Origin of the sequence: Mitsuokella apri (assembly GCF_047974105.1) — a bacterium.
Classification (GTDB): Bacteria; Bacillota; Negativicutes; order Selenomonadales; family Selenomonadaceae; genus Mitsuokella.
The window spans coordinates 18,378-30,342 of record NZ_JBHYRS010000009.1 but is presented as its reverse complement, the minus strand read 5'-3'; the positions used below and the strand labels follow the sequence as shown (position 1 = coordinate 30,342).

General features: G+C 53.6%; 10 protein-coding genes and 1 tRNA gene. 9 read left to right on the top strand and 2 right to left on the bottom strand.

The window, feature by feature from the left end; translation table 11 throughout:
- The first annotated feature begins 34 nt into the window (after positions 1-34).
- The 4 genes from ACE419_RS10470 (at position 35) to ACE419_RS10455 (ending at position 5,186) form a co-directional block, all read left to right on the top strand.
- Positions 35-403, top strand: a complete 369-nt coding sequence (locus ACE419_RS10470) for a VOC family protein (RefSeq protein ID WP_435721973.1) — start codon at positions 35-37, stop codon at positions 401-403.
- Positions 404-543: 140 nt separating this feature from the next.
- Positions 544-2,313, top strand: coding sequence for an ABC transporter ATP-binding protein (locus ACE419_RS10465; protein WP_435721971.1), 1,770 nt, complete (start codon positions 544-546; stop codon positions 2,311-2,313).
- Complete coding sequence (locus tag ACE419_RS10460) at positions 2,313-4,115, top strand: ABC transporter ATP-binding protein (protein WP_435721970.1); 1,803 nt, start codon at positions 2,313-2,315, stop codon at positions 4,113-4,115. The genes ACE419_RS10465 and ACE419_RS10460 overlap by 1 nt, the downstream gene beginning before the upstream one ends.
- Before the next feature lie 105 nt (positions 4,116-4,220).
- A complete protein-coding gene (locus tag ACE419_RS10455) occupies positions 4,221-5,186 on the top strand; it encodes a DUF2971 domain-containing protein (protein WP_432646699.1) in 966 nt (321 codons plus the stop codon).
- Between the two features lies 1 nt (position 5,187).
- On the opposite strand, the gene ACE419_RS10450 is transcribed toward ACE419_RS10455, so the two are convergent.
- Positions 5,188-5,994: a metallophosphoesterase family protein gene (locus ACE419_RS10450; protein WP_435721969.1), complete on the bottom strand. Its 807-nt coding sequence runs from the start codon at positions 5,992-5,994 to the stop codon at positions 5,188-5,190.
- Positions 5,995-6,190: 196 nt separating this feature from the next.
- On the opposite strand from ACE419_RS10450, the gene ACE419_RS10445 reads away from it, so the two are divergent.
- The 5 genes from ACE419_RS10445 to ACE419_RS10425 all read left to right on the top strand — a co-directional run bounded on the left by ACE419_RS10445 (position 6,191) and on the right by ACE419_RS10425 (position 10,498).
- Positions 6,191-7,528: an NlpC/P60 family protein gene (locus ACE419_RS10445; protein WP_435721968.1), complete on the top strand. Its 1,338-nt coding sequence runs from the start codon at positions 6,191-6,193 to the stop codon at positions 7,526-7,528.
- Between the two features lie 29 nt (positions 7,529-7,557).
- Positions 7,558-8,187 carry a cysteine peptidase family C39 domain-containing protein gene (locus tag ACE419_RS10440; RefSeq protein WP_432646702.1) on the top strand — a complete coding sequence of 210 codons (630 nt, stop codon included), beginning with the start codon at positions 7,558-7,560 and terminating at the stop codon, positions 8,185-8,187.
- Between the two features lie 63 nt (positions 8,188-8,250).
- Positions 8,251-8,327 (top strand) — tRNA-Pro (locus ACE419_RS10435).
- A gap of 130 nt (positions 8,328-8,457) precedes the next feature.
- Positions 8,458-8,739, top strand: a complete 282-nt coding sequence (locus ACE419_RS10430) for a hypothetical protein (RefSeq protein ID WP_432646703.1) — start codon at positions 8,458-8,460, stop codon at positions 8,737-8,739.
- A gap of 202 nt (positions 8,740-8,941) precedes the next feature.
- The gene (locus ACE419_RS10425) at positions 8,942-10,498 is read left to right on the top strand and encodes an ABC-F family ATP-binding cassette domain-containing protein (protein WP_435721967.1); all 1,557 of its coding nucleotides are present in this window, start codon (positions 8,942-8,944) and stop codon (positions 10,496-10,498) included.
- Between the two features lie 70 nt (positions 10,499-10,568).
- Here the strand turns inward: ACE419_RS10425 and ACE419_RS10420 are convergent, their stop codons facing one another.
- Entirely contained in the window at positions 10,569-11,777 is a 1,209-nt protein-coding gene (locus ACE419_RS10420; RefSeq protein ID WP_432648044.1) for a type III PLP-dependent enzyme, read from the bottom strand.
- Positions 11,778-11,965 lie beyond the last annotated feature (188 nt).

Here is an 11,965-nt window from a genome sequence, read left to right as displayed (position 1 = left end):
TATCCTGTCAATAGACAATGGAAAGGAAATAACAATGAAATTCAAATTTGCACATAATAACTTCAATGTACTGAATCTCGACAAGAGCCTTAAGTTCTATGAAGAGGCCCTCGGCTTTAAGCCGGTCCGCAAATTCGAGGGGCCGGGCTTTACGCTCGCGTATCTTTCCGATGGCGGCCAGACGCCGCATGAGCTCGAACTCACGTGGCTCCATGACCGCAAGGAGCCGTACAACCTCGGTGAAAATGAGTTCCATCTTGCCGTGCGCACGGATGACTTTGAGGCAGCTTACAAGAAGCATAAGGAAATGGGCTGTATCTGCTTCGAGAATAAGGATATGGGCATCTACTTTATCAGCGACCCCGATAATTACTGGATTGAGATTCTGCCGCCGGAACTTTGATACCAAACGGATGGAAGTTCTATCCCTGCGAAAAAATCCTGCTGACCTGCATTTTTGCGGGCGGCAGGATTTTTTTATTACTGTTTTTAGCGCCGTGTGCTAAAATACAAATATATCATTTTTATGTTTCGAGGTAGCTTATGCTTCATTATCTTAAGCCTTATTATGGCACGGCAGTGCTTACCATATGTTTTATGATTTCAGAGGTACTCATTGACCTCTATCAGCCGCGCATGATGGCTTCGATTGTCAACGAAGGCATTCTGGGCCTTGGTCGTGGCGGCCTGCCGGACCCTGAGCTTGTGCTTCAAACAGGCCTTTTGATGGTGCTGGTGGTTCTGGTCGGCGGCTTTTGCGGCGTCATGGGGGCGGTCTGCGTCAATCGCTGCGCACAGAATTTTGGCAACGATATCCGCAAGGATTGTTTCCGCCGCATCATGCACTTTTCACTGGAACAGGTTGACTTTTTCCATACGGGGTCCCTGATTACGCGCATCACGAGCGATACGACACAGGTACAGGCAATGGTCAGTTCTGCGCTGCGCAGTGTCGTGCGCAGCACGACTTTCCTGATAGCCGGCACAGCCGCACTTTTGACGCTTGACCTGAACTTTGGCATCATTGCCATGCTGGTCACTCCGGTCGTTTTATTCGAGGTTTCTCTGGTCGTTTGGAAGAGCAATCCGTTATTCCTGCTGCTGCAGCAGAAGCTCGATGCCCTGAACGGCATCATGCAGGAAGATATCAGCGGTGCGCGCGTCATCAAAGGCTATCATCAGGAAAAACGCGAAAGTCAGCGCTTTGGCAGGGCCAATGACGATTTGGCGGCGACGCAGCTGCAAGTGCTGCTGCTCATCGCGTGGCTGATGCCGCTCGTCAATATCGTCCTGAATCTCGCATTGGTCGGCGTCATTTACGTGGGTTCCTTTGATGTCAAAGAAGGCATGATTGGTCCCGGCACGATTATGGCGGCACTGACTTATGTTGTGCAGATTCTAAATGGACTCTTGATATTCGCGATGATTCTGCAGCTTTTTGCACGCGGCCTTACTTCCAAACGCCGTTTGCAGGAAATTTTACAGACAAGACCTGTTCTGGAAGATGGCAGATACCCGCACGGAATTCCTCAAAAGACGGAGAGCTGTTTGGAATTTCACCATGTATCGTTCCGTTATCCTTCGCAGATGGAAAATGTCCTGACGAACATCTCGCTGACTGTCAAGCGGGGAGAGACGCTGGCTATCGTCGGCGCGACGGGTTCGGGCAAGAGCACGCTTATCAAGCTTTTGCCGCGTTTTTACGATGCTTCAGCAGGGCAGATTTTGGTGGATGGAATCGATGTACGCGATTATCCATTAAAGGATTTGCGACAGAAGATGGCCGTGGTCCTGCAGAAAACGGAGCTGTTCTCCCTGAGCATCCGCGACAATATCGCGTGGGGCGAGGATGATGTCTCCTTTGACGAGGTGAAAGAGGCTGCCCATATTGCGCAGGCAGATGGTTTTATTGCGCGGCAGCCGGATGGCTATGATACGGAAGTGGCCGAGGGCGGCATGAGCCTTTCAGGCGGGCAGCGTCAGCGTTTGGCCCTTGCGCGCGCCATCGTCCGTCGGCCGGAAATCCTGATTCTCGATGACAGCACGAGTGCCCTCGATTTGCGCACGGAAGCTGCTTTTTACGAGGCACTTGGCGCTTATACCGAAAAACTCCGTGCCGAAGGCCGCTTCCTGACGAAAATCATCGTGGCCCAGCGTATCGCGACGGCCCGCCGTGCTGACCGGATTGCCGTGCTCGATGGCGGCCGTCTAGCGGCCTTGGGGACACATGCAGAACTCTTAAAGGATTCGGCCGTTTATCGGGAAATCTGTGCTTCGCAGCTCGGCGTGGACGAGAGGGGAGATGAGGCCTGATGGCAGCAAGAAAAAAAGCAGAAGATTATTTTCGCCGTCCCCGTCGTATCGGTGCTCCTGTCGAAAAAGCCGTACATCGCAGGGCGACATTCCTGCGCCTGCTTACATACTTTCATGCGGAGAGACTGCGCTTGCTGCTCCTGACTTTTGTCGTCACGGCCGGTGTCATAGCCGGCGTTGCGGCGCCGATTTTCCAGAGTCAGGCCATTGACGCGATTGCCGAAGCGGCGTATGCATCTCTGCCCCGCATCCTGCTCTCGATGCTTGCAGCCTGTGCCCTGTACGCCGTTATGGTCTTTTTTCAGGGACGCCTGAGCGCCAGACTCAGTCAGAGCATCATCCGCCGCCTGCGCCGCGACCTCTTTGACAAAATCAACACGCTGCCGCTCTCTTATATTGACCGGCACTCCCATGGCGACCTCATGAGCCGTATGACAAATGATGCCGACAATATTGCCAGTGTCATCTCGACCTCGCTCGGCGCCCTGTTTGCCGGTGTGCTGACTTTAGTCGGCACGGCCATCGTCATGCTGTCGTTCAGCGTGCCTTTGACGCTTTTGACCTGTCTGACGGTCGTGGCGACGGTTCTGACGACGAAATTGATTGCCAAGAAGATGAGCAAGTATTTTCTCAACCGTCAGGAACTTTTAGGCAGCCTCAACGGCATGGTGGAGGAAAAAGTCACGGCGGTGCGCACGGTCAAGGCGTATGCGAGGGAAGAGCGCATCATCAAGGAATTCGAGCAGACCGCGGATGCCTTGACAAAAACGGGCATCCGCGCCGAGAGCATCGGCAATTCGATGGGACCTTTGATGAATATGATTTCCAACTGTTCCTTTGTCATCGTTTCGGTTTTCGGTGCTTATTTTGCCCTAAAGGGCTGGATTACGGTCGGCGTCATCTCGGCTTTCATCATCTATTCGAAGCAGTTCACGCGTCCAATCAACGAGATTGCCCAGCTTTACGGGCAGATTGAGACGGCTCTGGCCGGTGCCGAACGCATTTTTGCCGTGCTCGATGAAAAGAGTGAGCCGGAGGGCGGCGCGGAAGTGCCGGTTCGGACTCGCGATGTCATCGAATTTCGCCATGTGAATTTTTCATATGTGCCAGAAAAACGTGTGATTGATGATTTCAATCTGAAGATTGAGGCAGGCAAAAAAATCGCCCTGGTCGGTGCGACGGGCTCCGGCAAGACGACGATTGTCAATCTGCTGATGCGGTTTTACGAAATCGACAGCGGCGAAATTTTGCTCGATGGCAGAGACATCCGCGAATATTCGCTCAGCAGCCTGCGCGGCCTCGTGGGCATTGTTTTGCAGGATACGGTGCTGTTCTCGGATACGGTTCATTATAATCTGGCCTATGCGAAACAAAATGCCTCCACTGAGGAGATTGAACGGGCGGCAAAACTTGCCAATGCCGATGAATTCATTCGCCATCTGCCCAAAGGATATGAGACGGTTTTGACGGGAGCTGGCAGCAGCCTGTCCGAAGGACAGCGGCAGCTTTTGGCCATCGGCCGCGCCTGCCTCGCAAATCCGCGCATCCTGATTCTCGATGAAGCGACATCGAATGTCGATACGCGCACGGAAGCAAAGATTCAGGATGCCATGACGCGCCTGATGCATGACAGGACCTGCCTGATTATCGCACACCGCATTTCGACGATACGCGATGCCGATACAATTATCGTCATGGAGCAGGGACATATCGCCCAGCAGGGCAGCCACGCGGAACTCATAAAAAAAGAAGGCCCATACAGGGACCTTTATTTGACGCAGTTTGCGGGACAGGCTTCGTAACCATCCTGATAAGGCTGCATTTTCGAATCTATGTGCTGTTTGTGCTATAATGTAGGCGTAAGCATCGAACAGATGAATTTTCGGACTCTGAGCAGGGGGTGCGGTATGGATAAGGAAAAAATAGAAGAACTCGGTGAATACCTCAAAATTTTTCAGCCTATTTACGCCAGACGCCTGGAAAAGACGCGGCTCGAGAAGATGCGTTTTGCTTATTACACGAGCGCGAGCACGGGCATCAATATCCTCAAGGGACATGCCCTCTGGATGCGGGCGGCTGCCTGCATGAACGATTACCGCGAAATCGATTACGGCATCCAGTTGCTCAATAAAACGGTGTATGGCTCCGACTACCGCCGCGAGCGCATTTTGCAGCTTGCCAGGCGTCTCGATTGGGGCGAAAATGTGCTCGACTCCATGATGAGCGACCTCAACAACAATGAGCAGCGTTATATTACGCATACGTATCTCGCATGTGTCTCGGAGCACCGGCCGCGCGAACATGGCAAGGGCCGGCTCTCGATGTGGCGCGCCTATGGCCGCAAGACCGGCGTGGCCGTCGTCCTGAAGCCGACAGCCATTTTCGGCCAGCTTGACCCGCTGCCGCTGCGGCTGACACCCGTGGAATACTTGACACAGGCGCAGTTTACAGAGGGCTTCGACTGGATGCTCGACAATATCGAACAGCATCTCGAAGAGCTTCAGACACGGGAACCGGCCAAAGTCCTCGAGTATTTCGTCAATATGCTCATGACGTCCCTGTTTTCCATCAAGAATCCGGGCTTCAACGAAGAGCGCGAATGGCGCTTTGTCTACCATGAGTCGGCCAGCGGGCATCTGCATCACGATATTGTCGTTGTTGACGGCATTCCGCAGATCATCTACAAACTGCCGCTCAAAGGACCAAATGACGATGGTCCGGGCGTGCCGCTCGCCGACGCTCTCGAAGAAATCATCATCGGTCCGAGCCAGTACGCTGAGGTCATCGAGGCCGCTTTTATCCGCATGCTGCAGGAATTCGGCATTCCGGATGCAGCGGACCGCGTGAGCAAGAGCAACATTCCTTTGCGCTGAATTATTCTTTTTCTTGGAACAGATCGTCGTCATCACTCTGCCAGCAGCTCATTTTCCGGACGTTGAGACAGCTGATATGGCCGCCCGGCAGATAGGAGCCGGTGTCGATGTCGATGATGTGATTGCGAAAACTAAGGGGATGGCTGCGGCTGCGGTCGAAGCACTGCACGGGCGTATGGCCGACAATGACCGTCTGTTCGCCGTCGTATTCCTCGTAGAATTCCGCGCGCAGCCAGAGCATATCGTCGACCTGTTCTTCATAGGAAAGTTTTGAGTAAAAACCAGCATGGGTGAACAGGTATGTTTCGCCGACCGCCGCGATATGGTCAAGGGAGAGCACGAAGTGCAGAAGTTCGTGGTAGAGGCTGCAGTCTTTTTCGTAAACCTTTTTGAGGCTCGCAAATGTAGCCTGACCGCCGCTCCTAAGCCAGCCGTGCTGCAGGTCCATGGGCTCGCGAATGCTGTGATTTTGAAAATAATGGCGCATCATGGCTTCGTGGTTGCCCGTCAGCGTGACGACATAGGGAAATTTTTCCTTGAGCTTCATGACCATCTGCAGGACTTCGGCCACCTCGGGTCCGCGGTCGATGTAGTCGCCGAGAAAAATCAGCAGGTCCTGCTGCGGGTCGTAGGGGATGTGCTCAAAGAGCGACTGCAGGCGCGTAAAATTGCCGTGGATATCCCCAACCGCGAGAATCCGGTTAAAATCGCAGTCATCGGGCACGACGACCATGCCGCCCTCGGAGACCAGCTTCTTTTTGCCCTTGAACTGCTGCCGTTTGGCGGCGATTTCCTCTAAAATATTCATAATGCACCTTCTTTGTGCTGAAAAAATCGGAAGTAAAAAACCGTCACTGCCGTATCTATGCGATGATACACGCCGTGACGGCTCGTTTTTATTATAGCAAAAACACTTTGAAACATCCAGAATGACAGCGGGAGCCTTCTGCGCTATAATAGATATTATATATAATAGAAAGAATCGTAAGAAGGGGGAACGTGTCTTGAAGTACGGTCATAAAATCGCGAATAGGGGAATCCCGCTGCTGCTGACCTTGCTGCTGGCTTTTTTCCTGCCTATGGGTATAAAAGCAGCGTCGGCTTCGCCGGAAATCACGGACGAACGGGCGACGGCCGACTATTGGACGCAGAGAAATTCTGCCGGCGACCAAGTGATTTTGTCAAAGGAACAGGTCAAAGAAGTCAATGCAGGGCTTCGCAGCCGCAATGATACGCTGGCCGATTTAGCGGTCCTGCCGGAGACGGTATCTGCTGATGAGGTAAGGCAGCGCATTGAAAATGTGCAGGCCTTGGGTGATTTTGATACGGCTGCCGTGCCGGACCTTTATAAAAACGGCAGCGGCCTGACCTCGTACAGCTATTCCTTTGCGCACAAAAACTGCAATCTTTCTGCCATGCCGGAAACGGCCAATATCCGTTATGGCGTGGTAACGAGACGCGCAAATCTGCGCCTGCTGCCGGAAGCGACGGGCTGGTTCGAAAGTGCCGGTGATACGCATTACGATACACTGCAGGCTACGGCTCTTGACCCTGCCGAGCCGGTTGCCGTGCTGCTCGACAGCTACGATAAGAAATTCTCGTTTGTGCGCACGCGCTTTTATGACGGCTGGCTTGCAAAGTCTGACTTTGCGGAGACGGGCCGCGCCGAATGGGATAAATTTGCAGCGCCCGCTTCGTTTGCCGTCGTCACGGCCAATAAAAAGACCATTGCCAATGCCGATGGCGAGGGACTGCTCTTCCAGATGGGCGCCAAGATTCCGCTGACGGCTGACAAGAAACTGCTGCTGCCCGTAAATGACAACGGTACGCTGCGGACGGAGCAAATCAAGGCTGCTTTTGACGATACCCTGCATGAGGGCTTCCTGCCCTGCACGGAGAACAATTTCGTGCGTCAGGGCTTCCGCTTTTTAGGCGACGTCTACGGCTGGGGCGGCCTTGACGACAGCGTCGACTGCTCCTCGTTTGTCGGGGATGTTTACCGCAGTATGGGCATTGAGCTGCCGCGCGACGCCGACCAGCAGGCCAAATCCATGCCGCGCGTCGTCGACCTTGCCGGCATGAATGAGGATGAACGATTGACAGCGCTTTATGCCTGCCGTCCGGGGACTTTGCTTGCGAACAACACCCATGTCATGATGTATCTCGGTCAGGACGATGCGGGCACGCCGATTGTCCTGCAGTCGATGAGCAGCTGGTTCAGTTTCTCGGGCGGCTATGCCAAACATTATCTGCGCAAAGTCATTGCCTCAACCGCGACCTTTTTAAATGCCAGCGGCACGCCGTACATCAACGGGGTGCGTTATCTTGGCTCGCTGCGCTGAGCTGCAAGAGAAATTAGGAGAGTAAATATATGAAGAGTCCTTTGCGTTATCAGTTTTCGGAGTACGACTGCGGCCCGACGACGATGCTCAACGCAGTCAGTTATCTCTTTGAACGCGAAGAGATTCCGCCCGAGATCATCCGCAACGTCATGCTCTACAGCCTCGACTGCTACAGCAACAAAGGGGAGCCGGGCCGCGCGGGCACGAGCCGCATGGCGATGATGTTCCTGTCAAACTGGCTTGATGGCTTTGGCCATGCGACGAATCTGCCACTTTCGAGCCAGTATCTCTCGGGAAAAGCGGTGTCCATCAGTCAGGAAAGTCTCGTCAACGATGCCCTGCACCGCGGCGGTGTCGCCGTCGTGCGCCTTTTCTACGAAGTCGAGCATTACGCACTTTTGACCGGTGTCGACAAAAACGGCATCTACATGTTTGACCCGTGGTATGTGCCAGAAGGCTCCAAGGAATTTGAAGGCACCGGCATCGAACTGACGCTTGCGCATCCGAAGGAATACAATCGCATCGTGCCGGCTGCCTGCTTCAACCGCGAGACAAACGAGCCCTACGCCCTCGGCCCCGTCGAAGACCGCGAAGCTGTCCTGCTCTTCAACGAACGCACAAAGAAAACCGCACAGGATACCATCGAATACTTCATCTGATATGTGCGATGGATTTTATATCTTTACAATAGACGTGAAATACGCTATAATATTGAGTGTTGTCGGGACGTAGCGCAGTTTGGTAGCGCGCTTCCTTGGGGTGGAAGAGGTCGTGGGTTCAAATCCCGTCGTTCCGACCATTTTTGCAAAATGAGGCTTTCTATGAAAATAGGAAGTCTTTTTTATTACTTCCTATGGTATAATAGTGTTAAAAAGAGCTGTAAGAAAAGCTTCTATGGAAAAAATATGGGAAACCAAGGGGGAGTCGCTATGCGGTCTATGCCGAAGTATTTCAATATGATGGTGCAGACATGGAATTCGGTGTTTTTTATGTTTGTGACGCTCGGGGGAGCGTATCTTGTGTATACGGCGTCGTATCTTTGGGGCATCATCTGTCTGGTGCTGGGCATCGGCGGCGTGTACTTCTGCATGAAGCAGGCACAGGCATGGTCGGAGGTCAAAAAAGAGGACCTGCCGCCGATGGACCGCGAGACTCTCAAGGAGTGGATTGCCGGCAAGCGCAATGCGCCGCAGCCGCCTGAGAAAAAATAATATGCGATGAGGCGGCTGCAATAGAGTCGAAGCAGCCGGCAAAACAGCGGCGGAGCAGACGCTGAACAGCGGCAGGATTTCGCCTTTTCGCGGCGTGTGCTCTATGGTATAATAAAACATCAGATGATTTTTCGAAGAGACTGCACGCGCAGCCTCTTTTTTATGGACAGGCTCTATATTATGGAAGGAAAAGGAGAAATTCATGAGCGTATTGGAGGTTTCGCATCTTTCGCACAGCTATGGCGGGCGGGAGATTTTTGAGGATGTATCGTTTCGCCTTTTAAAAGGCGAGCATGTGGCGCTGGTCGGCGCGAACGGCGAGGGCAAGTCGACCTTTATGTCCATCATCACGGGCAAACTCACGCCGGATGCCGGCACGGTCACTTGGGCGAAGCGCACGAAAGTCGGCTACCTCGACCAGCACGCCGTGCTGCAGCCAGGCATGACGATCCGCGAGACGCTGCGCACGGCTTTTGACCACCTCGTGCAGCTCGAGCAGGAGATGCTCGCGGCTTACGACAAGATGGGCGAGGCAACGCCGGAGGAAATGGACAAACTTATGAAGGATGTCGGCGACATTCAGGATATCCTCGAAGCCGGCAGCTACTACACGATTGACGCGCGCATCGAGGAAGTCGCGGGCGGTCTGGGCCTGCGGGATATTGGCCTTGAGCGCAAAGTCGACGAGCTTTCGGGCGGCCAGCGTACGAAGGTCCTTTTGACAAAACTCCTCTTGGAGAACCCCGAGATTCTGCTGCTCGACGAGCCGACGAATTACCTCGATGCTGAGCACATCGAATGGCTCAAGAATTATCTCATCAACTACGAAAACGCCTTTATCGTCATTTCGCACGATGTGCCGTTCCTCAACGCCGTGACGAATGTCATCTGGCACGTCGACAATCTGCAGCTCACGCGCTACACGGGCAGCTATGAGAAATTCGAGGAAATGGCCGCACTGAAGCGCCGTCAGGAAGAAGCTGCTTACGAGCGCCAGCAGGCCGAAATCAAAAAGGAGCAGGATTTCATCCAGCGCAATAAGGCCCGCGTCGCGACGCGCGGCATGGCGAACAGCCGTCAGAAAAAGCTCGACAAAATGGAAATTCTGACGAAGCGTCAGGAAAAGCCGAAACCGCATTTCCATTTCCAGCAGGACCGCACGCCGTCGCGCTTTGTCATCGAGGCGCAGCGCCTCGTGCTCGGCTACGATTCGGCCCTGACAAAACCCGTCGACATCAAGGTCGAACGCAATAAGAAAATCGCCATCCGCGGCACGAACGGCCTCGGCAAATCGACGCTCTTAAAGACACTCCTTGGCATCATCAAGCCGTTTGCCGGTGAAATTGAACAGGGCGAATTCGTCTCGGTCGGTTATTTTGAGCAGGAAGAAGCCAAGGGCAATATGAATACGGCCCTCGACGAACTCTGGCAGGAATATCCGAGCATGACAAATTTCGAGGTCCGCGCGGCGCTTGCCTCCTGCGGCCTGACGAATGAGCACATTACGACGAAAATGACGGCCCTTTCGGGCGGCGAGGCAGCCAAAGTCCGACTCGCGAAGATCATGCAGAAGCCTGTCAACCTGCTCGTGCTCGACGAGCCGACCAACCACCTCGATGTCGAAGCGAAAAAAGAGCTCAAGCGCGCTCTGCAGGAGTACAAAGGCACCCTGCTGCTCGTCTCGCACGAACCCGACTTTTACGAAGACCTCGTCGATACCGTCTGGAATATCGAGAGCTGGTCGACAAAGATTGTCTGATCCATAAAAAAACAGCCACACTGTCACCATACAATATGAGACAGTGTGGCTGTTTTTTGCTTAGAAGGAATCAGAGCCGGAGAAGACGCTGATTTTCTTCTGTATCGTCGTTTTCATTTGCAGAAAAATCTTGCTGCCGTTTGGCGATGAGGTCGGCCTGTTTTTCCCATATGAGGATGGGGGCTGGCTCAAAACCGTTGAAATGCGTGGCTGAGACGGTCGTGTAGGCACCGATATTGCCGACAAGCACCTTGTCGCCGATGGCGAGCTTCGGTGCGGGGAAGTCGCGGTAGAGCACATCGATGCCGTCGCAGCTCGGCCCCGCAAATGTTGAAGGAATTTTTTTGCCACGGCCGAAGCAGTGCAGCGGGTATTCCCAGTGGTCGAACAGGATGCCCGAAAATACGCCGTAGATGCCCTCGTCGAGAATGTACCATGGCTTATCGCCTCGCATCTTCGTACCGATGACTGAAGTCACGAGATTCATGGCTGTGCCGCAGATGAAGCGGCCCGGCTCCGTCCAGACCTGTGTCTCTGGAAACAGGCGGTCGATTTGGCGGTTGATGGCTTCGAGCATGGCGGCAAGGTCAATATGCAGGCCGTTGGCTGAAGGAATCGGGAAGCCGCCGCCGATATCGAGATCGGTGAGGTGAAGTCCGGAAGCTTCCGCTTCGGTGAAAAGGTGATGGACGAGCAGCAGGGCCTCTTCGTAAGCCGCTGTAGAAAGGGACTGGCTGCCAACGTGGAAACAGATGCCCTTGGCATGGAGTCCTGCGTCTTCTGCCTGCTTTAAGAGGGGCAGTGCCTCAGCAAGCGGTACGCCGAATTTCGTGTTGAGATCGACGAGGGCCTTGCTGTTTTGGACCTGTACGCGCACGAGCACGTCGGCATCCGGCACGTATTTGGCGATTTTGGCAATCTCGCTGGCATCATCGAATGTAAAGCGTTTGACGCCAAGGCGGGCGGCAGCCATAAGGCCGCGCTTATCGTGCACCGGATTTGCATAAATCATGCGTGAACCATCGATGCCTGCCTCATGCAGGATTTCCATTTCACCGGCCGAAGCCACATCGAAATGGGAGCCCATGGAGGCAAGGCGTTTGAGGACATCTGGCTGCGGATTCGCCTTGATGGCATAATAAATGCCGGCGCGCGGCAGGTGCTTGCGCAGGAATGCGTAATTTTCGGCAGCCTTGTCCGTGGACAGCACGAGAAAAGGCGTCTCCTGTCTCCTGCACAGTTCGTTCATTTCATTTTCACTTAAGAGAAAGCTTCTCATAACACAACCCTTCCTGTATGATAGTATAGTTTTGACACCCTGAAAAAAATGGAGCAGGACACAAGGCAAGGCCTCATATCTTGCTCCGTTGCAACATTTCAGGTTAGGGATAGTATAAAACTTTTTTGGCTCGATTGCAATAGAGATGCATAAAAAAGCGAATTGTATACATGAATATACCAAAACAC

Excerpts from the sequence above, each read along its gene's own strand:
- ACE419_RS10465 (WP_435721971.1), top strand. The coding sequence starts at position 544 with ATGCTTCATTATCTTAAGCCTTATTATGGCACGGCAGTGCTTACCATA.
- ACE419_RS10470 (WP_435721973.1), top strand. The coding sequence starts at position 35 with ATGAAATTCAAATTTGCACATAATAACTTCAATGTACTGAATCTCGAC.
- ACE419_RS10420 (WP_432648044.1), bottom strand. The coding sequence starts at position 11,777 with ATGAGAAGCTTTCTCTTAAGTGAAAATGAAATGAACGAACTGTGCAGG.
- ACE419_RS10450 (WP_435721969.1), bottom strand. The coding sequence starts at position 5,994 with ATGAATATTTTAGAGGAAATCGCCGCCAAACGGCAGCAGTTCAAGGGC.
- ACE419_RS10425 (WP_435721967.1), top strand. The coding sequence starts at position 8,942 with ATGAGCGTATTGGAGGTTTCGCATCTTTCGCACAGCTATGGCGGGCGG.
- ACE419_RS10460 (WP_435721970.1), top strand. The coding sequence starts at position 2,313 with ATGGCAGCAAGAAAAAAAGCAGAAGATTATTTTCGCCGTCCCCGTCGT.
- ACE419_RS10430 (WP_432646703.1), top strand. The coding sequence starts at position 8,458 with ATGCGGTCTATGCCGAAGTATTTCAATATGATGGTGCAGACATGGAAT.
- ACE419_RS10455 (WP_432646699.1), top strand. The coding sequence starts at position 4,221 with ATGGATAAGGAAAAAATAGAAGAACTCGGTGAATACCTCAAAATTTTT.
- ACE419_RS10440 (WP_432646702.1), top strand. The coding sequence starts at position 7,558 with ATGAAGAGTCCTTTGCGTTATCAGTTTTCGGAGTACGACTGCGGCCCG.